This window comes from Labrenzia sp. 5N (assembly GCF_012395805.1).
GTDB classification, from domain to species: Bacteria; Pseudomonadota; Alphaproteobacteria; order Rhizobiales; family Stappiaceae; genus Roseibium; species Roseibium algicola.
On the sequence record NZ_JAAZTM010000003.1, the window covers coordinates 54,747 to 78,240 of the forward strand.

Below are 23,494 nucleotides of genomic sequence, written 5' to 3' on the forward strand. Positions count from 1 at the left end.
CGACTGCGCCCGCTTCAGGCGAAGGCTGCGCCGAGTTTGCCCAACTCGCCTTTGAGGTCCGTCCATCTGTCCGGCGTCGTGGTTAGTGTCGCCGGATCCCTGATTTCGACGTCATAGCCCCGGTTCAACGCACCTTTTGCGGTCAGCTGAACGCAGTGACAGGCATCAAGCCCAACCAGGACCAGCCGCCCGATCCGCTTTTCCTCAAGCCAGGCTTCAAATTGCGGACTGGAGAAACTGTCACCGATCGACTTCTCAAAGACCGGAGCATTGCCGACAGCAAGTGTTCGGTCGAGCTTCAAACCGGCTCGCCCCGGTGTGCCGATACCGCCCGCCGACATCTTCATGGCCGCGATCACCGGCCAGTCGCGGAAGACATTCTTGACGAAAGCGACCTGGTGGCCTGCCATCCGGTGCGCTTCCACCTGGCGTCCTATTTCGGCAAGCGAGGCGTCTCTCTGGCCTGGGTCAAAAGCGTGTTTGCCGGTGTTCCTGGTGAAGTCCTCCTGCACGTCGATCACCACCAGAGCTGTGCCCGGCCGCATTGACCTGTCGATACTTGCGCCCTTTGTCGGTGTTCCCAGCCGCCGCAGGCAATAAACGATATAGGCGACTACGCCTGCGGCACAGAGCCCGGCCGCAATCCAGATACCGGTCATGTGACCTCTCCTGTTCGTGAAATTATTCCAGTGCCTTGGGCCGATCCGGGTCGTCCTCGAACGCGGCAAAATGATCAAGCATGGTGCAGAGCACCCGCTGCGTGGAACGCAGATCGTCGTCCGAGAAGAGCTCGCAGACTGTCTCGATTTCGTCAGTCTCCCGTGCCCGGATTTCGCCGAACCGGTCGTGCCCCGCTTCATTCAAGGCAAACAGTGGTGATCGCTTGTGCGCCGGATTGGCCCGGCGCTCGACCAGTCCCTGCTCTTCCAGAGCGTTCATCAGCAGCTGGATCTGCTGGCGGGCAAGAAACAGCGCCCGGCCGATCTCGGGTACCGCCATCGGCCCGGCCTCCTCCAGCACTTCCATGACCGCTCGCATACCGACGGTCACGCCGGTTCCCTCCAGCTTGGCCTCCACCGCCCGCGCAAGCCGGCGGTGCACGGGGCGTATCAGGCGGATGATTTCATAAAGCTCGACGGATTTCTTCATGGGCACCTCATTTGACAATTTATATGTCATTTTGACATTTATATTGTCAATAAGATTTTTGAACGTCCCTGTGTGTCATCACCCTGGAACCGAAGGCTCCAAGCCAGACGTTTCGATCCCGGTGAAAACCAGGTTCCGTGCCTTGGCGAGGGTTTGGAGCTATACTGCCGGTCCCGTTCGTAGTCTGGAGCGAACCATGAGCAATCAGGAAGGCGTCCCCCGAAACGGAACATTTGCCGAGCGATACGACAGTGTCATGGTGCCGGTGATCTTTCAGCCTTGGGCACAAGAGCTGCTCCAACGGCAACCACCCCAAAACGGAGACCGGATCCTGGACCTTGCGTGCGGCACCGGTGCGGTAATCCGTGAAGTCGCGAGCCTTGGGAACGGATTTGCGAGGCTGGCCGGCGTGGACATGAGTGCGGGAATGCTGGCCGTTGCGGCCGAAAAGGCCAGCGTAAACGGGATAGACGCAGAATGGTTCGAGGCAACCGCAGGCGATCTGCCGTTCCCTGATGGCGGCTTTGACCTTGCTTACTGTCAGCAGGCTTTGCAGTTCTTCCCCGATAGTGTCGGAGCCCTGCGCGAACTTCACCGCGTTCTGGCACCCGGGGGCCGCGTCGCCTTCTGCGTTTCCCGCGGTCTGTCCGAAAATCCTCTGCTGATGGCGCAGGCAACCGCATTGGAAAAACACGTCGGCGCAGAGGCGGGGGCAGCCGTTCGTGCGATCTGCCAACTCTCCGACCCTGAAGAAATACGATCGAACTTTGAAGAAGCCGGGCTTCTGGATATCCAACTGGAGACAGTTTCACTGACGCTTCATCACCCGGATGGCCGTGTGTATGCCGCCGGAGCCATGGGCGGCATGCACACCGGAGACAAGCTCTCCCGGCTATCCGAAGAGGACAGGAACGCCTGCTTCAATGATTTCCTGAAAGAACTGGGCCCCTGTTTTGACGGCAAGGCAATCCGGTTTCCTCACGTCTCCAACGTGGTGACAGCGCACACCTGAGCGACAGGAAACTAAAAACCCCGGCCGAAGCCGGGGTTTTCATCCTTGAAAATTCGTCCACGTGCTACTCGGCAGCAGCCGGGGTCACTTCGGCCGGAGCCGGCTCGGTCCATTTCAGGACCGGCTTGCGAGCTGCACCCGTTTCGTCCAGACGGCGTCGCGGGGCAAGATACGGTGCACCGGAGAAGCGTTCCGTTTCGCCGCGCTTTGCGCTCATCACGAGATCGCGCATGGTGGCGACAAAAAGATCGAGCGCAGCCCGGCTTTCCGATTCCGTCGGCTCGATCAGCATCGCGCCATGGACAACCAGTGGGAAGTACATGGTCATCGGATGGTAGCCCTCGTCGATCATCGCCTTGGCGAAGTCGAGCGTGGTCACGCCGGTGTCCTTCAGGAAGCTGTCGTCGAACAGTACTTCGTGCATGCACGGGCGCTCGCCAAAGGGCAGGCTCATCAGGTCCTGCAGGCCGACGCGAATATAGTTCGCATTCAGCACCGCATCTTCAGACGCCTGCCGCAGACCGTCGGAGCCGTGGCTCATCATGTAGGACAGAGCCCGCACGTACATGCCCATCTGGCCGTGGAACGCGGTCATGCGGCCGAACGGCTGCTCGCCGTCCTTGGTGGCAGCTTCGGTTTCGACCAGTTCTACACCTTTTTCCGTCTTGCGGATGAACGGCAGCGGCGCGAATGGAGCCAGTCTCTGGGACAGGACGACCGGACCGGAACCCGGGCCACCGCCGCCGTGAGGCGTCGAGAAGGTCTTGTGCAGGTTGATATGCATGGCGTCGACACCAAGATCCCCCGGGCGGGCCTTGCCGACGATGGCGTTGAAGTTGGCGCCATCGCAGTAGAAATAGGCATCCGCCTTGTGAATCAGATCGGCGATCTGCTTCACTTCCCGTTCGAACAGCCCGCAGGTGTTCGGGTTGGTCAGCATGATGCCGGCGATGTTGCCTTCGTGTTCGGCAATGGTCTTCTTCAGTGCCTCCAGATCGACGGTCCCGTCGTCCTTGGCATCGATGTTGACGACCTTGTAACCCAAGAGCGCTGCCGTTGCCGGGTTGGTGCCATGAGCGCTTTCCGGCACCAGAACGATCTTCGGATCACGGCCGGCAGCGGTGTGGGCTGCCTTGATCGCCATCATGCCGCACAATTCGCCATGGGCACCGGCTTTCGGGCTCATTGCGACGGCGGAGGTGTTGGTGGACACCATCAGCCAGTGGGCAAGCGCATCGATCAGTTCCAGTGCGCCGGGCACCGAGGAGACCGGCTGAAGCGGATGGATGTCCGCGAAGCCCGGCAGACGGGCCATCTTCTCGTTGAGGCGCGGATTGTGCTTCATGGTGCACGAGCCGAGCGGATAGAGACCGCTGTCGATGGCATAGTTGTTCCGCGACAGGCGCACATAGTGGCGCATGGCTTCCGGTTCGGCGAGGCCAGGCAGACCGATCTCGGCCTTGCGCTTGAAGCTGCCAAGCTCGAACTCGGCGCTTTCGTTCTCGTCGAGATCGACTCCGGTTGTTTCCAGCGAGCCGAATTCGAAAATCAGCGGCTCTTCCATATCGAGACCACGGTTGCCGGTGAAAGTCTTCGGGCGGAAAGCATCCCCGGCATCACCTGCTGCGGTCGGGCGGCCTTGCGTGTTCATGCTCATGCCAGCACCTCCTTCAGCGCGTCCGCAAAGGCCGCGCGGTCTTCATCCGTATTGACTTCGGTCGACGCGACGACCAACAGGTTCGCGAGATCCTTGTTGCCCGGCTCCAGTCGAGAAACCGGCAGGCCTGCGAGAACGCCCCGTTCGGCCAGTTGCTCGACCACATCCTCGGCCACCTTCGGCAGCGCAATCGTGAACTCGTTGAAATAGGCCGAGTTCAGAACCTCGACACCGGGCACGCCGGCAAGAAGCTTCTTCAGCTTCACCGCGTTGCCGTGGTTGATGCGGGCGAGTTTGGTCAACCCGGCCTGCCCCAGAAGCGACATGTGAATGGTGAAGGCAAGGCAGCAGAGACCTGAGTTGGTGCAGATATTCGACGTTGCCTTGTCGCGGCGGATATGCTGTTCGCGGGTCGACAGCGTCAGCACGAAACCGCGCTTGCCTTCCGCGTCCACCGTCTCACCGCAGAGCCGGCCCGGCATCTGGCGGACATATTGCTGGCGGGTGGCGAAGAGACCGACATAAGGACCACCGAAATTGAGGCCGTTGCCGATGGACTGGCCTTCACCGACCACGATATCCGCACCTTGTGTTCCCGGCGGTTCGATCAGGCCGAGCGACACCACTTCGGTGAAGACCGCGATCAGCAGCGCCTTGTGCTGGTGCGCCTTTTCGGCAATCGGCTTCAGGTCGATCAGCTGGCCATAGAACGACGGCGACTGGACGACAACGCAAGACGTCTCGTCATCGATCTGTGACAGGATGTCTTCGGTGCCCGTCGGGTCTGCCGGGAGGCTGACGACCCGATCGCCGGCCATGTTGGACAGGCCTTCGACGACTTCCCGGTACTGCGGATGCAGCCCGCCGGAAAGCACGGCCTTGTTGCGCTTGGTCACCCGGTGCGCCATCAGCACGGCTTCACCGGTGCCGGTGGAGCCGTCATACATGGACGCGTTGGCGACATCCATTGCGGTAAGACGCGCTACCTGGGTCTGGAACTCGAACAGGTACTGAAGCGTACCTTGCGTGATTTCCGGCTGATAGGGCGTATAGGAGGTCAGGAACTCCGACCGCTGGATCAGGTGGTCGACCGTTGCCGGCACATGGTGCTTGTAGGCACCTGCGCCGACGAAGAACGGAACGGAGCCGGCCGCAGTATTCTTCGATGCCATGGCCGAGAGCTTGCGCTCCACTTCCATTTCGCTGGCTCGTTTGGGAAGGTCGAGCAGCCCCTTCATGCGAACGTCTTCAGGGATATCCGCAAAGAGTTCATCGACGGATTTGACGCCGACCCGCGCGAGCATGTCGCTGCGGTCGGTATCGTTCAAAGGCAGGTAGCGCATCAGGCAGCTCCCAAGGGTTTGATCAAAAATCGGACCGGTGAAAACCTTGCTCTCGCTTCATCAGCCCGGAACCGGAGAACTGACAAGCTTCCGGATACGGGCTCCCCGTTTCCTGCTCGGCGCGGTGGCGCCGTGCAGACGCACAGAGAAGAGAACTGGTCACCATCCAGAACAGGGAACCGGCTGCGACTTCGTGCGGCCGGCTCCGGAAAGTCACGGTGCGACGAGGCGGAGCGGTTCGGGCTCCACAACGATCTCGCACTTCACGGAGTTTGCGATGAAACAGACGTCATGCGCCTTTTCATGCAGATCGGTCAGCCAGGTCGGATCCGGGTCCTCGGCCGCAACCAGCGTGATAACCGGCCGCAGCACCACTTTCGTGATTGCCATCTTGCCCCGCGCCACCCGGCTCATTTCACCCTGGGCACGGTCGCTGTAACTGGCGACAACGAAATTCGCCCGCCGGGCAAGATCCAGGAAGGACATCATGTGGCAGGACGAGATAGCGGCGACGAAAGCCTCTTCCGGATCGACGGCGGCCTCAATGGAATATGGCAGGGGTACCACCGTGGGCGAAGCGCTTGCCGGGATCTCGAGACCACCGTCAAAACGCCAGATGTGCCCTCTGGAATAGGCGTTTGCGGCATAGTCGCCGTCGCATGCCCATTCCACCTGTGCCGTGTAGTAGTGCCCTGCCATGAATTACAACGTCTCCACGTACGCCTTGTAGGCTGCCGCGTCCATCAGGTCGGACAGCTGATCCGCATTGCCGACGGTCATCTTGATGAACCATGCAGCGCCTTCGGGATCTTCGTTCACCTTGGCCGGCTCGTCCACCAGCGCATCGTTGGCTTCAACGACTTCACCGTCGATCGGAGCGTAGACTTCACTGGCGGCCTTGACGGATTCAACGACAGCGGCTTCATCGCCCTGTGACAGCGCCTTGCCGGCTTCCGGCAGTTCGACGTAAACGACGTCGCCGAGCTGCTCCTGCGCGTAAGTCGTGATGCCGATAGTGGCTTTGTCGCCATCTACGGCGATCCACTCGTGGTCCTTGGAGTAATAGGTGGTCATATTGTGCGTCCGTTATCTGGAAAGATTTATGCTTTGGGTTTGCGGTAATACCGGTTCGGAACAAACGGCATGTCCGCGACGGTAGCGGGCAAGCGCTTGCCTCTGACGATCAATTCAAGTGGCGTGCCAGTTTCGGAGTGCTCCACCGGGACATAGCCCATTGCGATCGGGGCACCCACGGTCGGTGCGAAACCGCCGGATGTCACGGTGCCGATCACCGGCCCGTCGGGCAGTGCGATCTCGGCTCCTTCCCGCGCAGGTGCCTTGCCATCGAGGCGCAGGCCGACGCGGACACGGCCCGGTCCCTTTTCGAGTTCACCCTGAATGCGTTCGGCGCCCGGAAAGCCGCCTTCTTCTCGGCGGCGCTTCTGCATGCAGAAGGTGATGGCGCCTTCGACGGGAGACGTCATCTCGTCAATGTCGTGTCCGTAGAGGCACAGCCCTGCCTCAAGACGCAGGCTGTCGCGGGCCCCGAGCCCAATCGGTTCGACCCTGTCGTCGGCGAGCAGTGCACGGGCAATCGCTTCAGCAGCACCGGCAGGCACGGACATCTCCACGCCGTCCTCGCCGGTATAGCCGGCACGGGCAACGTGGCAGTCGATCCCGTCAAACTCCATCGGTGCGGCGGCCATGAAGCCAAGTTCGGCTGCCTTTGGCGCATGTGCTGCGACCGCAGCCACGGCTTCCGGCCCCTGAACCGCGATCAGCGCACGATCGTCGATCACTTCAAGGGTCACGTTTTCAGGCAGTCTGTCGCGGAAATGGGCGTAGTCGACATCCTTGCGGGAGGCATTGACCACCAGCATCAGCTTGCCGTCTTCTGCTTCTGACAGCGGCCGGGTGACCATCAGATCGTCGATGATGCCGCCTTCGTCGTTGAGCAGCACCGTGTAGCGCTGACGGCCGTGGCCAAGTTCGACGAAATTGGATGGGGTCAGCGCTTCCAGAGCCCGGGCCGTCGTTTCGTGATCGGGACCGATCAACAGGGCCTGGCCCATGTGGGAGACGTCGAATAGGCCGGCCTTCGTGCGGGTCTGCTGGTGCTCGGCCATGATGCCGGCCTTGTACTGCACGGGCATGGAATAGCCGGCAAACGGCACCATGCGTGCACCCAGTTCCACATGAAGGTCGTGAAGAGGCGTTTGTTTCAGATCTTCGTCTGCAACGGTTTCCGCCATGAACGGTCCTCGTATTCGGGGTTGCGCAGTCCCGAACCGGCCCGCATGGGTCCTGATCCGTCTGCACCCCCTCTGTCCGAGTACCTGAGAGATTTCCCGACCGGCGCCGATGACGCCTTTCGGTTACTCCTTCGGTGAGCAGTCCGCAAACCCACTTGCGGAGCACTGCTTTCCAGAGCGTTGCAGTTCATGCGGTCCTTCTGCCTGAGAGTTTCCGGGGCGGTTGCTCCTTCGGCGCCAGGATCCTTTCACCCGGCCTCTCCCGCATAAACATTGACGTGTTTCCACGCCAACCGGGGGACGACCCCGATTGGGGCCGGATTGTGCGAGGCAGACATAGTCTTGTCAATATGCGACATGCAGCCCCCGCAATTTTGCCGGTGCACAATTTTAGGCATCGTCTTGCAGAGTGTGCACGATCAACGGCCGGCCGGCTTCCATCTTCCCGGCCAGGCCTCAAATTCAGTCAACACTGATGTGCTGCGTGCGTGGCCGGGCCTTAGCGGCGACGGCCTTCGTCAAAGCCGAAGACAACCTTGGCGTCCGCACCTGCCGGGATCGTGAATTTCTCTTCGATCAGCGTCCAGGTTTCGCTTGGCGAGTTCGCTCCGAGCGTGACCGGAATTTTCACGATCTCGGAGCTGAGCGGCTTGGCACCGCTGCCGCCGGGCACAATGGCGACGCGCATCGGCAGAACCACTTCGCCGCCCTTCCAGGCAGGACCGGAGGTGACATCGCCGGACAGGCCCAGCTTCATGCGGCGGCTGCCGTCCGGCTGCTGCGTGCAGGTGTTGGCCCAATCCTTGACGGTGGCCTGGTAAAGCAGACCCTGCGGGTCATCGTCCTTGCCGCGCACATACTTGCGGATCAGGAATGTGTTGGACTGAAGCTGCAGCGCAGGACAGGGAACCGGCGGGGCGAAGGTTTCGGGAGAAATCTCGATCGGCTGCTGGCCACCGGAAATAACCTTGCCCGCAACACCGTCAGCGGCACTCATACACCCCGCAAGAGCCGCGGCGGAAAGGCCCACGGCCATAATTGTCTTCAGGGTCTTGCCGGAGACGGCGGGAATCGCACTGATCATCTTCATTCCATAAAAATGCAACAATTGTCGGCGGAGCTTCATAGCAGGTGAAGAATTGCTTGGCGAGGCTTGTCAAACGCAAACCTTCAAGCAGCTCATTGTGGCTGAATTGGTTCAGCTTGCCGCACATCCCTTGACACGGCGTGGCTGCGAGCCCTTATTGCGCGCAGAAACGTTCCTCGAAAGAGCATGATGACCGAGAGCAATCAGGAAAAAACACCGCTTGCCATTCACCTTTGCGCACCCCGAGGGTTCTGCGCCGGTGTCGATCGCGCGATCCAGATCGTGGAACTCGCCCTGGAAAAATACGGCAGTCCGGTCTACGTCCGTCACGAGATCGTGCACAACAAGTTCGTGGTGGACGGGCTGAAGGCCAAGGGCGCTGTGTTCGTGGAAGAGCTGGAAGAAATACCGGCCGGGCACACCGACAGACCGGTGATCTTCTCTGCGCACGGCGTACCGAAATCCGTGCCGGAAGACGCCCAGAGCCGCAAGATGTTCTATCTCGACGCCACCTGTCCTCTGGTCTCGAAGGTCCACAAGGAAGCGGAAATCCATTTCCGCCGGGACCGCGAGATTCTGCTGATCGGTCATGCGGGGCATCCTGAAGTGATCGGTACCATGGGCCAATTGCCCGAGGGCACCGTCAGCCTGATCGAGACTGAAGACGACGCGCGTGCCTTCACGCCGAAGACCGACCGCCCCCTCGCCTATATTACCCAGACCACCTTGTCCGTGGACGACACGGCCGGGATCGTGGCTGTGCTGCAGGACCGGTTCCCGCAGATTGTCGCTCCGCACAAGGAGGACATCTGCTACGCAACCACCAACCGTCAGGAAGCGGTCAAGCATGTGGCGCCAAAGGTCGACGCAATGATCGTTGTCGGCGCGCCGAACTCCTCCAACTCGCAACGCCTGCGTGAAGTTGCGGAACGAGCCGGGTGCAGGACTGCAGTGCTGATCCAGCGCGCAAGCGACATCGACTGGCACGATTTCGAAGGTATCACGTCGTTGGGTCTGACAGCAGGTGCATCGGCCCCCGAGACCCTGGTAGAGGAAATCATCGCGGCATTTGCCGATCGGTTCGACGTCAACGTCGAGACGGTGCGTACTGCCGAAGAAACGATTTCCTTCAACCTGCCGCGGGAGCTGCGCGAGATGATCGCCTCCTCCCAGGCCGCTGCCGGATAACCCCATGGCTGTTTATACCGAAGTAACCGATGAGGAACTGAACGACTTCATCGGCAGCTACGATGTCGGACGTCTGTTGTCATTCAAGGGCATTGCCGAAGGCGTGGAGAACAGCAACTTCCTGGTCCACACGGACAAGGCGTCCTACATCCTGACGCTGTACGAAAAGCGCGTGAACCCGGACGATCTGCCTTATTTTCTGAACCTACTGCAGCATCTGGCCGCAAAGGGCCTGTCCTGTCCGACGCCGGTCCCTTCGAGGGACGGCGAACTTCTGGGCACACTCGCCGGCCGACCGGCCGCGCTGGTCACCTTTCTGGACGGCATGTGGGTCAAGCGGCCCAAAGTGGATCATTGCGCCGAGCTGGGCCGGGCCATGGCAGAGTTGCACCTGGACGGCGCCGATTACGACGGGTTCCGCAAGAACGCGCTCGACGTCAGCGGCTGGCGACCCCTGTTCGATCAATGCGGGGAGCGCAGCGATACGGTTCATCCCGGTCTCGGTGCAGAGATCGCCAACGAGCTGGATCACGTGGAAAAGGTCTGGCCCAGGGATCTTCCGGGCGGGGTGATCCATGCGGATCTGTTTCCCGACAACGTGTTCTTTCTGGGCAGCGAGCTTTCCGGGCTTATCGATTTCTATTTCGCCTGCAACGATGCCTTTGCCTATGACATTGCCATCTGTCTCAACGCATGGTGCTTCGAGCAGGACATGTCTTTCAACGTGACCAAGGCAAAGGCCCTGCTCAAGGGCTATGCCGCCGTGCGACCGTTGAGCGAGGCTGAATACGATGCCTTGCCGACCCTTTGCCGGGGTGCGGCCCTGCGTTTCCTGCTGACACGGCTCTATGACTGGCTAAGCGTGCCGGAAGGTGCGCTGGTTACGCCGAAGGATCCGTTGGAATATCTGAAGAAGCTCCGCTTCCACCAGAGCATTTCCTCCACGCAGGCCTACGGGTTGGAGCGATGACGGAGAGCAACAACCGGGTCACGATCTATACGGACGGCGCTTGTTCCGGCAATCCTGGCCCGGGCGGCTGGGGTGTCATCCTGCGGTTCGGGGAGCATGAGAAAGAGCTTTCCGGGGGCGAGTCGGAAACCACCAACAACCGTATGGAGCTGATGGCCGCCATTGAGGCGCTGAATGCCCTCAAGCGCCCTTGTGCGGTCGACCTTTATACCGACAGCACATACGTGCGCAGCGGCATCAAGGAATGGATGTACGGCTGGAAGCGCAAGAATTGGCGCACGGCCGCCAACAAGCCGGTAAAGAATGCCGATCTTTGGCAAGCTCTTGACGCCGCAAGGGAACGTCATGACGTTACCTGGCACTGGGTCAAGGGACATGCCGGCCATCCGGACAATGAACGCGCAGATGAACTGGCGCGCGGCGGAATGGCCCCGTATAAGAGCGGCGAAAAAACGAATCCTGTCTGATGAGCAGAGGATTTTGAGTGAGACTTTTCTGGTGGTCCGGCGCAGCAGCAGTGCGCACAATGGTTCCGGATATGGCCGGAAAGGTTCTGATCGTGGCCAACCCGACCTCGGGTGGCTATAGCGCCGAATTTCTGGATGACGTGCGCAATCGCCTGGAAGATCTCGGATGCAAGACCGAGATCCGGTTGACGAGACGCGCAGGCGAGATCGGCGACATCTGCGCGGATCCCTCACTGCCTGTGCAGACGCTGGTGGTCGCCGGCGGAGACGGCTCCGTCAACGAGGCCCTGACCGGATTTCAGAACCACCCTGCCCCGCCGCAACTGGGCATCATTCCCTTCGGCACCGCCAATGTGCTTGCCCTTGAACTTGGCCTCCCGCGCAATGCAAAGGCAATTGCCGAGCTGATCCGACGCGGCAAGACCAGGCAGTTGCACTATGGCCTTGCCAACGGCAGGCCTTTTGTACTGATGGCCTCTGCCGGGTTCGATGCCGAAGTCGTTCACGCCGTGCCGCTTTCCCTGAAACGGCGCCTTGGCAAGCTCGCCTATGTCATCACAGCGCTGCGGACCGGTTTCAAACGCAAGAGCGCCTCGCTGAAGGTGATCCTGGATGGCGAAGAGCTGACCGGAAAACTCGCCGTAGCCAGCAACGCCCGCCACTATGGCGGCCCCTTTGTCATCTGTCCCGGCGGGGCGACCGATCCCGGCCTGCATATGCTGGTTCTGGAAAGGGACGACCCCTGGTCGTCCTTCTGCTATGGCGTCGCGCTCTTGATGGGCCGCATCCACAAGGCCAAGGGCGCGTTGGTGCGCCCGTTCAAAACGGCTTCCATTCTGGCAACAGGTGCCGTGGCTGCACAGGTGGACGGCGATCCCTTCGGTGCAACGCCGCTGGAAATCCGGCAAACGGACAAAACCGTGCCCATCCTGGCACCTTGACGCGGAAACGGCGCGGCATCGCCTCCTCGCCTTCCAACCCCAACTACATCAACTCCCTCTGTCATTGCAGGGCTTGCCCCTGCAATCCAATTCGTGACCTCGACGACCCCGAAGCCCTTGCGGCTGGATGGCGCACGGCATGGATGCCATGGTCGAGCCATGGCATGACGGAGAGTGTGGGAAACTGCTGTCAGAGCCCCTGACGCAAGATCAGCCGGCACGATAGGTGCCGGCCAATATCAGGCCGTTTCGGCTTCCGCCGGCATCTTGCGCAGGATCTTGGTGGCTTCCGCTGCCGTGACGGCCTCGCCGAAGTAGAAGCCTTGAGCGTATTCGCAGCCGAGCTGGTAGAGCTCCAGCGCATCGTTCTCGCTCTCCGCTCCTTCGGCAACGACCGACATGCCAAGGTCATGCCCCATGGCGACGATTGTCCTGAGCAGGACCGGCCGGGCGGAAGACCCGTTGGGTTTGACGAAGGACTGGTCGATCTTGATCGTGTCGAACGGAAACCGCTGAAGATAGGACAACGAGGAATGACCGGTGCCGAAGTCGTCGAGGGACAGGCCTGCCCCCAGCCCGCGAAGGCGCTCGAGCACCTTGGCGGAATATTCCGGGTTGGACATGACGAGTGATTCCGTCAGTTCCAGCTTCAGGGTTCCTGGTGCCAGCGATGTTCTCGACAGAACGGCCTTCACATCGTTGATCAGGTCCTGTTTCAACAGCTGACGCGACGAGAGATTCACCGAAGCGAACAGAGGCTGCTGCATCGGGAACTCGCGTTGCCAGAACGCCAGCTGCTGTGCGCCCTTGTCGAGCATATAGATGCCCAGTTCGTTGATGAGACCGGACTGCTCTGCGACGGGAATGAATTCCGAAGGTGAAATCTTGCCGCGCTTGGCGTGGTTCCAGCGTGCCAGCACTTCGAAGCCGGCAACCGCCTGGTCTTCCAACCGGATGATCGGCTGGAAGTAGACACCCAGCGTTTCTTTCTTGATCGCTTCGCGCAGGTCGGCTTCCAGGTCGACGATGTTCTTGTCAAGCGGACGCAAGATCGGACGGAACACTTCCTGGCGATCGCCACCCAGGCGCTTGGCGTGATTGAGGGCGATCTCCGCATTGGTGACCATGTCCTCGACCGCCTGTTTGCCACCTTCGAAGAAGGCAATGCCGACGGAGCAGGTCAGAAAGATCTCCCGGTCGCCGAAGGTGATCGGTGCGCGGACCGCCTTGCGCAGCGAATCCGCCAGCGCAACAATCCGGTCCGGCTCCTGCTCGGACAGGAGAACAAGGCCGTACTGGTCGCCGGAAAGACGTCCCAGCGTATCCTGCTGGCCGATCAGTCGGCCGAGACGACGCGCCACCGTCAAGAGAATGCTGTCGCCAGCAGACAGACCAATGCTGTCGTTGACCTGCTTGAAGCGATCAAGATTGAGCACGAGCAAGGTCGGCTTGGAGGTTTCTTCCGCACGCGACCGGATGACGCTGGTGCGCAAGCGGTCGACGAAGAGTTCGCGGTTCGGCAGGCCGGTCAGATTGTCGTGGACGGCATCGTGCAGAAGGCGTTCTTCCGCCGTGCGCTCCTCGGTCACGTCCAGGAGCGTGCCCACGCATCGGATCACCTCGCCGTCCGATCCGATGATTGGCCGGGCCCGCAGGCGGAACCAGCGGAAGTGACCGTCTTCTGAGCGCAGACGGAAGGTTTGGGTTACCTTGCCGCGACGCTGATCGATGACCGCGTCGAGCGTCGCCCGGAACCGGTCACGGTCCTGGGGATGCAGGATGTCCAGCCAGTCACGCGCAGGCCCTTCCAGGGTGCCACGCTTCAGGTTGAGCAGGTCTTCAACCTCGTTGCCCGTGTAGATGCGGTCGCGGTCGATGTCCCAGTCCCAGATGATGTCGCCGGCACCGGTCAGGGCCAGTGCCTTGCGTTCGACATCGGAGATAAGCCCCTGTGCAATCGCACCGCCCGCAAAGGCGTGCTGCATCACCGTGAAGCCTATCAGCAGCACGATGAGAACAAGACCACCGCCGAGCGCGGGCTGGACGATGTCGTTGGACAGATATCCGGTTACGGTCATCGCCGCCCCAACCAGCCAGGCCATCAGCAGGCACCAGGTCGGGATCAGCAGGATGGCGCGGTCATAGTGCTGGAAGGCCAGCACCGCGATGGTGACGAACCCGAGCAAGCCGATGATGGCCAGCGCAAGACGGGCGATGCCGGCTGCAATCGAAGGATCCCAAACGGCAACGCCAAGCAGACCCAGGATCAGGATCAGCGTCGTCAGCGCCAGATGGGAATAATGAATGTTCCAGCGATTGAGGTTCAGGTAGGCGTACAGGAAGATGATCAAGCTGGCCGCGAGCATGACCTCGGCGCAGGCGCGCGCAAGCTGGCTGCCGCCACCCTCCAGATTGAACACCATGCCCCAGAAGCCGAAATCGATGCACAGATAGGCCAGCACCGACCAGGCAAGTGCCGCGGTGGCCGGAAACATGACCGTGCCCTTGACCACGAACAAGATGGTGAGGAACAGGGCCAGCAGGCCGGAGATGCCCAGAATGATGCCACGGTAGAGCGTGTAGGCGTTGACGGTTTCCTCGTAGACGTCCGGTTCCCAGATCCGGATTTCCGGCAGGTTCGGCGTCGTCATTTCAGCGACGAAGGTGACGATCGACCCCGGGTCGAGCGTGACCAGGAAGACGTCTGCCTCAAGGCTTTTCTGACGTTCGGGAGCGATGCCCTGGCTCGGTGTGATCGCCAGAATGCGCGAGGAACCGAGATCCGGCCAGAACAGGTCGGAGCCGACCAGCTTGTAATTTGGCGCAACGATCAGCCGGTCGATCTGTTCATCGCTGGTGTTGGCCAGCGCAAACACCGCCCAGTTGGTGTTGGTACCATCGCGGGAGGGAACCTCGATACGGCGCACGATGCCGTCCGCACCCGGTGCGGTCGACACCTGCAGCCGGGTCCCGGCTTCGCGATGCAGGTCGACGGAATTGGTGATGTCCAGTGCTTCGACGTCGATCGGAACAGGGATCGGCTCCAGCGCCCGCGCAGGCAGGGTGGCAAGCAACGTTGCAAACAACGTCAGAGCAATGACAAGGTTTCTGATCACGCTTGTTTTCGGATCCGGTATCACAATCGACATGGGGCGAAGAAGTACCGGGTTGTGGCGCATGTCACAAGAATTCTTTCAAGATTCCCTCGACGCTCGGTGCCACCTTTTCAGGTCGCGACGCATGGTCTTCCGCCAAACAGGCAAACAGAAGATGATCCTGCCAGGTCCCGTTAATTAACAGATAGTTGCGTGCGTAGCCTTCCCGGTGGAACCCGGCATTTTCGAGCAGACGGATGGACGGCATGTTCGTTGGCAGACATGCCGCTTCAATACGATGAAGGTTCAACACGTCGAAACAAAACGGCAAGATCATGGCGACAGCCGAGGACATATGTCCTTTTCCGGCGTGCCGCTCGCCCATCCAGTAGCCAAGTGTCGCAGTCTGGCTGACACCCCTGCGGATATTACTGAGTGTCAGTCCGCCGAGGATCTCGTTGCTGCGCGCGCGAAACAGCAGGAACGACAGGCTGCGCCCTTCCTTGCGGTCCTTCGAATAGCGGCGCAAGCGGCGGCGAAAGCCGGTTCGGGTGAGATCATCGGACGGCCAGAGCGGTTCCCAGGGCTTCAGGAAGGCCCGGCTTTCGCCGCGAAGTTCCGCCCAGGGCTTGAAGTCGTACATGATCGGCGGGCGAAGATAATAACCACCGGCCTCGATCAGGAGTTCGGCGTCAGGTGTTGCTCCCGGCCGTAACAGCGCCATGCCCCACTCTCCGCCTTGTTCTGTCCGACTTACATGGATGCGGCCCGCAGGACCGGGCTTTGCTGAAGCCGTCCTGCGAGTTCGTCCGCAGTCATGATACCGTCAACCGGCCCGATCGCAGTCAGGGTCGGCACCGTGCCCACGAAAGTCTCGTGCGCGACCCTGCGGATATCAGCAGCTGTCACCGCTTCGATCTTCGAGGAGATCTCGTCCGGATCGAGCACGCGGTTGTGCACGAGGATCTGACGGGCAATCTGTCCGGCGCGTGCTGCCGGGCTTTCCAGCGCCATCATCAGTCCCGCGCGGATCTGCGCCCTGGAGCGGGCGACTTCCTCGTCGGTGATCGTCTGGGTGGCGGCGATCAGTTCGTCCACGATCATCGGCATCAGCGCAGCCAGGTCTTCCTGGCTGGTGGCCGCATGCAGGCCGAACAGTCCGGTATCGGAAAACGCCCAGTGGAAGCTGTAGATGGCGTAGCAAAGGCCGTGCTTCTCCCGGATTTCCTGGAACAGGCGCGAGGACATGCCACCGCCCAGGACCGATGCCAGGATCTGGATGGCGTAATAGTCCTTGGACTTGTAGGGCCGACCTTCGAAACCGATCAGAACCTGTGCTTCCATCAGTTCTTTCGGCCGAAGGGTTTCGCCGCCGCGGTAGCGTGCTTCGGATTCGGGAGCTGCAGGCTCGGAGTTGAAACCGCCGAACTTCTCGCGGGCAAGAGCGACAAGCTCTTCATGATCAACCGCGCCGGCAGCGGCCAGCACCATGTCGGGTGCCCGGTAGCGATCGGCGAGATAGGCGTTGAGTGCGTCGCGGTTGAACCCCTGCACCGTTTCCGGCGTTCCGAGGATCGGCCGTCCGATGGCCTGGTCCGGCCAGGCGGTTTCCTGGAACAGATCGAAAGCCTGATCGTCGGGGGAGTCGTTTGCCGCGCCTATTTCCTGAAGGATCACATGTTGTTCGCGCGTCAGCTCCTGGGCATCGAATGTGGAATTCTGCAGGATGTCAGCGAGAATATCGACCGCAAGCGGCGTGTCCTCAGCCAGGATACGCGCGTAGTAATTGGTGTGTTCGATGCTTGTGGAAGCGTTCAGCTCACCACCGACGGCCTCGATCTCTTCTGCGATGCCACGCGCCGTGCGGGTCTTGGTGCCCTTGAAGGCCATATGCTCCAGAAGATGGGTTATCCCGTTCTGATGCACATTCTCCGCGCGGGATCCGGTTCGCACCCACACGCCAAGAGCCGCCGTTTTCAGATGAGGCATCTGGTCGGTGACGACCGTCATCCCGTTATCGAGGATTGTTGTTTGTACTTTCATATGCTCACACCCCAGCAGTAACGGCCCGGGCGTGATCTTCGATGTATCGCTCCACCACGCCCTGATCCGCCGCCAGAACCTGCTGGCGCTCCTCCGCAGTCATCATATCCTTCAGGTTTTCCGGCAGCTCCGGCCGGTTTCCTGAAGCCCTTTCCACCGCATCCGGGAATTTGGCCGGATGCGCCGTGCCCAACACCACCATCGGTGTCTCGCCGTTATCGTGGTCTTTCGCCACATGGACACCGATTGCCGTGTGCGGGTCCAGCAAATAGCCTGCCTCGTTCCACAGTTCGGCAATGGTCGATGCCGTTTCGTCCTCGTTGCAGCGGCCTGCGCCGAAAACCGCGCGCATGGCGCGGAGTGGGCCTTCCTCGATCTCGAAACTGCCGGACTGGCTCAACTGGTTCATCATGCGCCGGACTGCCGCGCCATCGCGTCCGCAGACCTCCGCCAGAAGCCGCTCGAAATTGGAGGACACCTGGATGTCCATGGACGGAGAAATGGTCGGCGTCACGCCGCGCTTTTCATAACGCCCGGTCTTGAGTGTCCGCGCCAGGATGTCGTTGACATTGGTCGCCACCACCAGCTTCTCGACGGGAAGCCCCATCTGCATGGCGGCATAGCCGGCAAAAATATCACCGAAGTTGCCGGTCGGCACCGTGAAGGAGATCTTGCGATGCGGCGCGCCAAGGGCAGCGCCTGCGACGAAATAATAGACGATCTGCGCCAGGATCCGCGCCCAGTTGATCGAATTGACGCCGGAAAGGGCAACCCTGTCGCGGAAGGAGAAATGGTTGAACATGCCTTTGACGATGGCCTGGCAATCATCAAAGTCGCCGTTTAGTGCCAGGGCATGAACGTTCTTTTCCGCCGGGGTCGTCATCTGGCGGCGCTGCACGCTGGAAACGCGTCCGTCGGGAAACAGGATGAAGATATCGGTACGCTCGCGCCCGCGGAAGGCCTCGATGGCGGCGCCGCCGGTGTCTCCGGAAGTTGCGCCGACAATGGTCGCGCGCAAGCCGCGCTCGGTCAGGACATAGTCCATCATCCGGCCAAGCAACTGCATCGCGACGTCCTTGAACGCCAGCGTCGGGCCGTGGAAGAGTTCAAGGATGAAAGTGTTCGGTCCGGTCTGGACAAGCGGCGTCACGGCCGGGTGGCGGAAGCCGTCATAGGCTTCTGCAATCATGGACTTCAGATCGTCTTCGGGAATGGCGCCAGCCACGAAGGGTGAAATAACCTCGAAGGCAACATCCTGATAGGGTTTACCGGCGAAAGACGCGATGGTGTCGGCATCAAATTGCGGCCAGGTTTCGGGTAAATAAAGTCCGCCGTCGCGTGCGAGCCCCTGTAGCAGGACATCGGAAAATTCCAGAACTGGTGCTTCACCACGCGTACTGATGTATTTCACCGCGCAACGTTCCTCTTGCTTTGTTTGTCGCGGGACGCCCGCGTCCCCTGCCTGTTTGCCAGACCTCTGATGCGAGAAGGATCAGCCTACTTGAATTCCGGCAGATTTGAAACAAACCATGCCATTGATGCGACTTACGCGCCATAACATTCAAGCGCAAGTCGCTTTTGGCTAAAATGATGACCGTGGAGAGACAAGTTTTGCGAAACCGGCCGTGACGTCAGCGCCGTCAGGCGTGCCCTGCATCGGCATAGAGCATGGCGGGGTCGATACCCATGCTGGCGAGCGCGCGATGCCATTTCTTGTCGGAGGCCTGATCGAACAGGATGTCCGGATCGGCCGGAGCCGTCAGCCACCCATTGGCCTGGATTTCGTTTTCAAGCTGCCCCGGAGCCCAGCCCGCATAACCGAGGGCCAGCATGGCCTGGGTGGGGCCGGTCCCTTGCGCAAGCGCCCGCAGGATCTCCAATGTTGCCGTCAGGCAGATGCCGTTATCAATGGCAAGGGTCGACTGGTTCAGCATGAAATCGTCGCTATGCAACACGAAGCCGCGTTCGACCTCTACCGGGCCACCCTTGTGAACGCTCATGTCGCGGACTTTCGACGGCAGGCGAATGGCACCATCGTCGTTGACGATATCGAGTTGAATCAGAAGCTCTTCCAGTGACAGATGGCGGGCCACCTGGTTCACCACGAGACCCATTGCGCCCTGGTCCGAATGAGAGCACAGATAAATCACAGAATGTTCGAACCGGCTGTCTGACATGCCCGGCATCGCAATCAGAAACTGACCTTCAAGGGAATCTGTTGCTGCGGATCCGGCCATGCGTACCTCGTTTTCTGTTGACGCTCTCTGCCCAAGGGAAAGCATAGCCCCTTTGCCGGGCTTTGTTAATGTCTGTTTGTGCTCGCCGAATGGCAACCGGCTCACTTCAGCGTCACAAGGATATGACCTGGATTGCCCAGTCTGGCCGATGACGCTTGCCTGAAACTCGTGTAGCAAAGAAGGCATGAAACGCTCTGTCCTTGCCCTTGCGCTCACTATTTTTGTTTTTGCTCCACCCGCCCATGCCGCCATGACCGGCTGGACGGAAGTTCAGGGAGGCGCCGTCAGGCTGATCGCCTCGGGCCCCATGAAGGACGGCCATTATGAAGCCGGTTTGGAGTTCCTTCTGGAACCGGGCTGGCACACCTATTGGCGCTATCCTGGCGAAGCCGGAATTCCGCCCCAGATCGATACGACCGGAAGCGCAAACATCAAGACCACCGAGGTGCTCTATCCTGCGCCGGAGCGCTATGACGACGGCTTTTCTGAATCGATCGTCTATCACAATGGCATTGTTCTGCCTCTGCGGGTCGAACCTGAAAATCCCGGTCAAACCGTGACGCTTTCCCTGGACGTTTTCTTTGGTATCTGCAACGAGATCTGCGTTCCCGGAGAGGCCTCCCTGACGCTTGATCTGACCCCGGATGACCAGACCGACAGCCTTGCCCAGACACTGATCCTACGAGACCTCGAGGCCGTGCCTGCCAAGCAGCCGTCCGCGGATCTGAAGATAAGTGCGATAGCCCTGTCGGCATCGGGCGATGCAGTGGAGATCGAGGTCCAGGCGCCTGACGACACCACGCCGGATCTTTTTGCAGCAGCTCCCGAAGGCTCCTATATCGGCCTGCCTAAACCTGCCGGCCAAGGTGGTGAAAAGACACTCTGGCGCTTGCCACTCAAAGGCATGAAAACAACTGAGACCGACGACGATCTGCGCCTTGTGCTGACTGCGGGCGGTCGGGCGGTCGAGCAGCTGTTTCCCATTGATCCGGCCTGGGTGAAATAGAAACTGCCTCCTGCCGGTCTGTCTATCGAACCGCTTTTGCCTCAACTTCCCTCGACGGACGGCCAACAAAGCCCTATCTGTGTCGCGGGGCTGCCGTTTCGCCGCAGCCGGTCAATCAAGGGATATTCACTATGACACTTTCTGTTGGGGATCGTCTTCCTGAGGCAACATTCAACACCATGACCGCGGACGGCCCCGGCGAAATATCGACCGGCGAGCTGACATCCGGCAAGACCGTTGTGCTGTTCGGCGTGCCGGGTGCCTTCACCCCGACCTGCCACATGAACCACCTGCCGGGCTTCATCGAGCATGCGGAAACGCTGAAGAACAAGGGTGTCGACACCATTGCTGTCCTGTCCGTGAACGATGTCTTCGTCATGGACGCCTGGAAGAAAGCCTCCAGCGCCGGCGACAGCATCACGTTCCTGTCAGACACGGCTGCCGGCTTTGTCGAAGCCGCAGGCCTCGGCCTCGGGCCGGCACCGATCTTCGGTCACCTGCGCTCACAGCGTTTCGCGCTGATTGCCAAGGATGGCGTGATCACCTTCCTGGCTATTGAAGACGCTCCGGGCGAAGCCGTAAAGTCCGGTGCCGCCGCAATCCTGGAAGCACTCGGCTAAGCTGTTTGCAAGCTTGCAGGAGAAATGATGAAGGGCCCTGCGGGGCCCTTTTTTGATCGCCCCCTCTCAGCAGATCATCCCGGACGCGGAGATCGGTGACCGGAGAGCCGAGGGCTTTTCAACCTGCCTGCCGACAAAAGTGAAGCAGTGGATCCCCGATCCCGGCTCGCGCTTCGCTTGGCCGCGACGACGACCGAGAGCCTAGGTTCTCCTGCCCCTCCGGGGCCACGTTCCTTCGTGTCACGAGGCCACCAGCACCACCTACTTGGTCGACGTTTCGCCCGCCTGCCGTTTGCGCGGCCAAAGGATACTTGCAGCGTAAGTGAGGTAGACACCGATCAGCGTTGCCGCCAGACCGAACCAGGTCAGCGCATAGCCGAGGTGGTCGTTCTTGAAATGAACGATGGTCTCCCCCGCCTGCGGCAGACCGGACGGCGGCGTGAAGGAAGCGTCGAGATCTATGCTGAAGGGAGCCAGCCTGGCGGGATCGAGGCCCAGTTCTGCTGCCATGGCATCCGTATCACGTGCGAACCAGATACGATCATCCCGACCGGGTTCCGGCGTTGTCCAGTTCGGTTTTTCACTCAGCCGCAAAAGTCCGGTCAGCTCCCAGGCACCATCAGGCGGCGTGATTGCCTTTTCGCGCGAATCCTTGTCGAGCCCTTGTGGCAGGAAGCCGCGGTTGACCAGAACGATCCACTGCTGATCCGTTTCGAAAGGTGCATAAACCATCACCCCGGGCCCGCTTACTGGCCCGACCGGATCAGTCAGCGCGGTGTAATAGAAAACCGCCCCTTCCAGGAAACGTCCGGTGAGCCTGACATGGCTATAGTCGTCAGAGGGGGCAAGGTCGCCCCAGGCCCCAGGTTCGGGTGCTGTTTCCGGCGGGGTCGAAACACCGGCTTCCACCTGTTCGATGAGGTTTTCTTTCCAGGCCAGGCGGTCGAGCTGCCAGAAACCGAGATTGAGCAGAACCACCAGAGCCACGATGGCAGCGAGTGTCGGGATAACGAGTTTACGCATGAGATTGTCTTCCCGGGACCTGCCCGGTCAATTGTCGTCCTTGCCGGTGTCCAGTTGACCTTCGGCAGCCTTGTGCCGGAACTGAAGCGCAATCATGAGGCCTTTCAGCGGTCGAAGCACTCCGCCGGCCAGCAGGATCGTCAGCGGTAGCCAGAGGACCAGGTGTACCCAGATCGGCGGCTGGTAGGAGAGTTCGACGAAGAGCACCAGACCGACCACGATAAACCCGACGATCATGATGACGAAAACCGCCGGGCCGTCACCACTGTCGGCGAAAGAGTAGTCGAGCCCGCAGGCCATGCAGGATTTCTTGACGCTCAGGAAACCGTCGAAGAGCTTCCCCTGGCCGCAGCGCGGACACTTGCCCGACAGGCCTGCGGAAACCGGATTGACCGGTGGAAAATGCGCCTTGTCTTCCATGATGTGCCTCAAGCCTCAGCTGAAATGAAAACGCCCGATCCGGTGGCCGGATCGGGCGTTGCTCGTGCCGGTTTGGCGCGATCCTAGTGAGCGGCCGGTGTGCCTGCGCCCCAAATGTAGATAGAGACGAACAGGAACAGCCAGACGACGTCAACGAAGTGCCAGTACCATGCGGCAGCTTCGAAACCGAAGTGCTTCTCGACGGTGAACTGACCAGCCAGTGCCCGGAACAGGCAGACGGCCAGGAAGATGGTGCCGACGATAACGTGGAAACCGTGGAAACCGGTCGCCATGAAGAAGGTCGCGCCGTAGATGTTGCCGCCGAAATCGAACGCAGCGTGCATGTATTCGTAGACCTGGCAGACGGTGAAGAGAACACCCAGCAGAACCGTAAGGGTCAGGCCCCACTTCAGGCCATCGCGGTCATTATGCAGCAGCGCATGGTGTGCCCAGGTGACCGTGGTGCCGGAGCACAGCAGGATCAGGGTGTTGAGCAGCGGCAGGTGCCAGGGATCGAATGTTTCGATGCCGGCAGGCGGCCAGTGACCGCCAGTTGCCTCGACACGGGCATACTGGATGGCTTCGCTGGTGAAGAGCGATGCATCGAAGTAGGCCCAGAACCATGCAACGAAGAACATCACTTCAGAAGCGATGAACAGCAGCATGCCGTAGCGAAGATGCAGCGAGACCACCCGGGTGTGGTGACCCTGAGCGGATTCGCGAACGGTGTCGCGCCACCAGCCGAACATCACATAAAGGACGATCAGCAGCCCGATAGCGAACAGGCCCCAGCCGGTGAGATCCAGGCCAAGCAGCACGAACTCCGTGCCCTGTGCATATTTCATGAAGCCGATGGCACCCAGTGCCATGACGAATGCACCGACGGATGCGATGAACGGCCACGGACTCGGATCGACCAAGTGGTAATCGTGGTTTTTGGTATGTGCCTCAGCCATCGGCAAGCTCCCCAAAGACAGTCATTTC

The 23,494-nt window shown here is 60.6% G+C and carries 23 protein-coding genes and 1 riboswitch; of the genes, 7 read left to right on the forward strand and 16 right to left on the reverse strand.

Annotated features, from left to right (window positions below):
* Positions 1–14: 14 nt before the first annotated feature.
* Positions 15–659 carry a cysteine hydrolase gene (locus HEP89_RS02845; RefSeq protein WP_168691297.1) on the reverse strand — a complete coding sequence of 215 codons (645 nt, stop codon included), beginning with the start codon at positions 657–659 and terminating at the stop codon, positions 15–17.
* Between the two features lie 22 nt (positions 660–681).
* Positions 682–1,149 (reverse strand): MarR family winged helix-turn-helix transcriptional regulator, encoded by a 468-nt coding sequence (locus HEP89_RS02850; protein WP_152508322.1) that lies wholly within the window; start codon positions 1,147–1,149, stop codon positions 682–684.
* A 196-nt stretch (positions 1,150–1,345) separates the two neighbouring features.
* Here HEP89_RS02850 and HEP89_RS02855 point away from each other — a divergent pair, with 196 nt between their 5' ends.
* Complete coding sequence (locus tag HEP89_RS02855; protein WP_168691298.1) at positions 1,346–2,161, forward strand: methyltransferase domain-containing protein; 816 nt, start codon at positions 1,346–1,348, stop codon at positions 2,159–2,161.
* A gap of 64 nt (positions 2,162–2,225) precedes the next feature.
* Here the strand turns inward: HEP89_RS02855 and gcvPB are convergent, their stop codons facing one another.
* The 6 genes from gcvPB to HEP89_RS02885 form a co-directional block, all read right to left on the reverse strand.
* On the reverse strand, positions 2,226–3,818 hold the full coding sequence (gcvPB, locus tag HEP89_RS02860; protein ID WP_152504577.1) for an aminomethyl-transferring glycine dehydrogenase subunit GcvPB: 1,593 nt from the start codon (positions 3,816–3,818) through the stop codon (positions 2,226–2,228).
* Positions 3,815–5,161 carry an aminomethyl-transferring glycine dehydrogenase subunit GcvPA gene (gene gcvPA, locus HEP89_RS02865; protein WP_055657839.1) on the reverse strand — a complete coding sequence of 449 codons (1,347 nt, stop codon included), beginning with the start codon at positions 5,159–5,161 and terminating at the stop codon, positions 3,815–3,817. Before gcvPA ends, gcvPB begins: the two co-directional genes overlap by 4 nt.
* Positions 5,162–5,374: 213 nt before the next feature.
* Positions 5,375–5,860 (reverse strand): OsmC family protein, encoded by a 486-nt coding sequence (locus HEP89_RS02870; RefSeq protein WP_023002002.1) that lies wholly within the window; start codon positions 5,858–5,860, stop codon positions 5,375–5,377.
* A 3-nt stretch (positions 5,861–5,863) separates the two neighbouring features.
* Positions 5,864–6,235, reverse strand: a complete 372-nt coding sequence (gene gcvH / locus HEP89_RS02875; RefSeq protein ID WP_023002003.1) for a glycine cleavage system protein GcvH — start codon at positions 6,233–6,235, stop codon at positions 5,864–5,866.
* Positions 6,236–6,261: 26 nt separating this feature from the next.
* Positions 6,262–7,413 (reverse strand): glycine cleavage system aminomethyltransferase GcvT, encoded by a 1,152-nt coding sequence (gene gcvT / locus HEP89_RS02880; RefSeq protein ID WP_023002004.1) that lies wholly within the window; start codon positions 7,411–7,413, stop codon positions 6,262–6,264.
* A gap of 182 nt (positions 7,414–7,595) precedes the next feature.
* Positions 7,596–7,688: riboswitch (glycine riboswitch) on the reverse strand.
* Positions 7,689–7,912: 224 nt separating this feature from the next.
* Positions 7,913–8,497: a hypothetical protein gene (locus HEP89_RS02885; protein ID WP_031269728.1), complete on the reverse strand. Its 585-nt coding sequence runs from the start codon at positions 8,495–8,497 to the stop codon at positions 7,913–7,915.
* Between the two features lie 189 nt (positions 8,498–8,686).
* Between HEP89_RS02885 and ispH the strand changes: the two genes are divergently transcribed.
* The 4 genes from ispH to HEP89_RS02905 are packed head-to-tail and all read left to right on the forward strand — an operon-like array spanning position 8,687 to position 12,066.
* Positions 8,687–9,688, forward strand: a complete 1,002-nt coding sequence (ispH, locus tag HEP89_RS02890) for a 4-hydroxy-3-methylbut-2-enyl diphosphate reductase (RefSeq protein ID WP_168691299.1) — start codon at positions 8,687–8,689, stop codon at positions 9,686–9,688.
* 4 nt (positions 9,689–9,692) lie between these two features.
* Positions 9,693–10,658 (forward strand): homoserine kinase, encoded by a 966-nt coding sequence (thrB, locus tag HEP89_RS02895; RefSeq protein WP_168691300.1) that lies wholly within the window; start codon positions 9,693–9,695, stop codon positions 10,656–10,658.
* Positions 10,655–11,125, forward strand: coding sequence for a ribonuclease HI (rnhA, locus tag HEP89_RS02900; RefSeq protein ID WP_023002008.1), 471 nt, complete (start codon positions 10,655–10,657; stop codon positions 11,123–11,125). The genes thrB and rnhA overlap by 4 nt, the downstream gene beginning before the upstream one ends.
* Positions 11,126–11,142: 17 nt before the next feature.
* Entirely contained in the window at positions 11,143–12,066 is a 924-nt protein-coding gene (locus tag HEP89_RS02905) for a diacylglycerol kinase family protein (protein ID WP_208984429.1), read from the forward strand.
* Between the two features lie 239 nt (positions 12,067–12,305).
* Here HEP89_RS02905 and HEP89_RS02910 read toward each other — a convergent pair whose 3' ends face one another.
* From HEP89_RS02910 to HEP89_RS02930, 5 genes are all read right to left on the reverse strand, one after another.
* Positions 12,306–15,215, reverse strand: a complete 2,910-nt coding sequence (locus HEP89_RS02910; protein ID WP_023002010.1) for an EAL domain-containing protein — start codon at positions 15,213–15,215, stop codon at positions 12,306–12,308.
* A gap of 31 nt (positions 15,216–15,246) precedes the next feature.
* Entirely contained in the window at positions 15,247–15,885 is a 639-nt protein-coding gene (locus HEP89_RS02915; protein ID WP_023002011.1) for a GNAT family protein, read from the reverse strand.
* A 29-nt stretch (positions 15,886–15,914) separates the two neighbouring features.
* Positions 15,915–17,204 carry a pitrilysin family protein gene (locus HEP89_RS02920; protein WP_031269731.1) on the reverse strand — a complete coding sequence of 430 codons (1,290 nt, stop codon included), beginning with the start codon at positions 17,202–17,204 and terminating at the stop codon, positions 15,915–15,917.
* Between the two features lie 4 nt (positions 17,205–17,208).
* Positions 17,209–18,615: a threonine synthase gene (thrC, locus tag HEP89_RS02925; protein ID WP_077290726.1), complete on the reverse strand. Its 1,407-nt coding sequence runs from the start codon at positions 18,613–18,615 to the stop codon at positions 17,209–17,211.
* Between the two features lie 229 nt (positions 18,616–18,844).
* Positions 18,845–19,441: a YqgE/AlgH family protein gene (locus HEP89_RS02930; RefSeq protein WP_023002014.1), complete on the reverse strand. Its 597-nt coding sequence runs from the start codon at positions 19,439–19,441 to the stop codon at positions 18,845–18,847.
* A gap of 184 nt (positions 19,442–19,625) precedes the next feature.
* Between HEP89_RS02930 and HEP89_RS02935 the strand changes: the two genes are divergently transcribed.
* On the forward strand, positions 19,626–20,447 hold the full coding sequence (locus HEP89_RS02935; protein ID WP_062490253.1) for a protein-disulfide reductase DsbD domain-containing protein: 822 nt from the start codon (positions 19,626–19,628) through the stop codon (positions 20,445–20,447).
* A gap of 131 nt (positions 20,448–20,578) precedes the next feature.
* The gene (locus tag HEP89_RS02940; RefSeq protein ID WP_055657820.1) at positions 20,579–21,067 is read left to right on the forward strand and encodes a peroxiredoxin; all 489 of its coding nucleotides are present in this window, start codon (positions 20,579–20,581) and stop codon (positions 21,065–21,067) included.
* A gap of 261 nt (positions 21,068–21,328) precedes the next feature.
* On the opposite strand, the gene HEP89_RS02945 is transcribed toward HEP89_RS02940, so the two are convergent.
* From HEP89_RS02945 to HEP89_RS02955, 3 genes are all read right to left on the reverse strand, one after another.
* Entirely contained in the window at positions 21,329–22,090 is a 762-nt protein-coding gene (locus HEP89_RS02945; protein WP_077290727.1) for an SURF1 family protein, read from the reverse strand.
* Positions 22,091–22,117: 27 nt separating this feature from the next.
* Complete coding sequence (locus HEP89_RS02950; protein WP_031269732.1) at positions 22,118–22,513, reverse strand: DUF983 domain-containing protein; 396 nt, start codon at positions 22,511–22,513, stop codon at positions 22,118–22,120.
* A gap of 80 nt (positions 22,514–22,593) precedes the next feature.
* Complete coding sequence (locus HEP89_RS02955) at positions 22,594–23,466, reverse strand: cytochrome c oxidase subunit 3 (protein ID WP_062490256.1); 873 nt, start codon at positions 23,464–23,466, stop codon at positions 22,594–22,596.
* Between the last annotated feature and the right edge of the window lie 28 nt (positions 23,467–23,494).

What these genes read in the sequence shown, in the direction of transcription:
- gcvH (WP_023002003.1), bottom strand. Translation starts at nt 6,235, where the DNA reads ATGACCACCTATTACTCCAAGGACCACGAGTGGATCGCCGTAGATGGC.
- HEP89_RS02855 (WP_168691298.1), top strand. Translation starts at nt 1,346, where the DNA reads ATGAGCAATCAGGAAGGCGTCCCCCGAAACGGAACATTTGCCGAGCGA.
- HEP89_RS02885 (WP_031269728.1), bottom strand. Translation starts at nt 8,497, where the DNA reads ATGATCAGTGCGATTCCCGCCGTCTCCGGCAAGACCCTGAAGACAATT.
- HEP89_RS02845 (WP_168691297.1), bottom strand. Translation starts at nt 659, where the DNA reads ATGACCGGTATCTGGATTGCGGCCGGGCTCTGTGCCGCAGGCGTAGTC.
- thrB (WP_168691300.1), top strand. Translation starts at nt 9,693, where the DNA reads ATGGCTGTTTATACCGAAGTAACCGATGAGGAACTGAACGACTTCATC.
- rnhA (WP_023002008.1), top strand. Translation starts at nt 10,655, where the DNA reads ATGACGGAGAGCAACAACCGGGTCACGATCTATACGGACGGCGCTTGT.
- HEP89_RS02955 (WP_062490256.1), bottom strand. Translation starts at nt 23,466, where the DNA reads ATGGCTGAGGCACATACCAAAAACCACGATTACCACTTGGTCGATCCG.
- HEP89_RS02870 (WP_023002002.1), bottom strand. Translation starts at nt 5,860, where the DNA reads ATGGCAGGGCACTACTACACGGCACAGGTGGAATGGGCATGCGACGGC.
- HEP89_RS02915 (WP_023002011.1), bottom strand. Translation starts at nt 15,885, where the DNA reads ATGGCGCTGTTACGGCCGGGAGCAACACCTGACGCCGAACTCCTGATC.
- gcvPA (WP_055657839.1), bottom strand. Translation starts at nt 5,161, where the DNA reads ATGCGCTACCTGCCTTTGAACGATACCGACCGCAGCGACATGCTCGCG.
- gcvT (WP_023002004.1), bottom strand. Translation starts at nt 7,413, where the DNA reads ATGGCGGAAACCGTTGCAGACGAAGATCTGAAACAAACGCCTCTTCAC.
- HEP89_RS02850 (WP_152508322.1), bottom strand. Translation starts at nt 1,149, where the DNA reads ATGAAGAAATCCGTCGAGCTTTATGAAATCATCCGCCTGATACGCCCC.
- HEP89_RS02910 (WP_023002010.1), bottom strand. Translation starts at nt 15,215, where the DNA reads ATGTCGATTGTGATACCGGATCCGAAAACAAGCGTGATCAGAAACCTT.
- HEP89_RS02945 (WP_077290727.1), bottom strand. Translation starts at nt 22,090, where the DNA reads ATGCGTAAACTCGTTATCCCGACACTCGCTGCCATCGTGGCTCTGGTG.
- gcvPB (WP_152504577.1), bottom strand. Translation starts at nt 3,818, where the DNA reads ATGAGCATGAACACGCAAGGCCGCCCGACCGCAGCAGGTGATGCCGGG.
- HEP89_RS02920 (WP_031269731.1), bottom strand. Translation starts at nt 17,204, where the DNA reads ATGAAAGTACAAACAACAATCCTCGATAACGGGATGACGGTCGTCACC.
- HEP89_RS02930 (WP_023002014.1), bottom strand. Translation starts at nt 19,441, where the DNA reads ATGGCCGGATCCGCAGCAACAGATTCCCTTGAAGGTCAGTTTCTGATT.
- HEP89_RS02940 (WP_055657820.1), top strand. Translation starts at nt 20,579, where the DNA reads ATGACACTTTCTGTTGGGGATCGTCTTCCTGAGGCAACATTCAACACC.
- ispH (WP_168691299.1), top strand. Translation starts at nt 8,687, where the DNA reads ATGATGACCGAGAGCAATCAGGAAAAAACACCGCTTGCCATTCACCTT.
- HEP89_RS02935 (WP_062490253.1), top strand. Translation starts at nt 19,626, where the DNA reads ATGAAACGCTCTGTCCTTGCCCTTGCGCTCACTATTTTTGTTTTTGCT.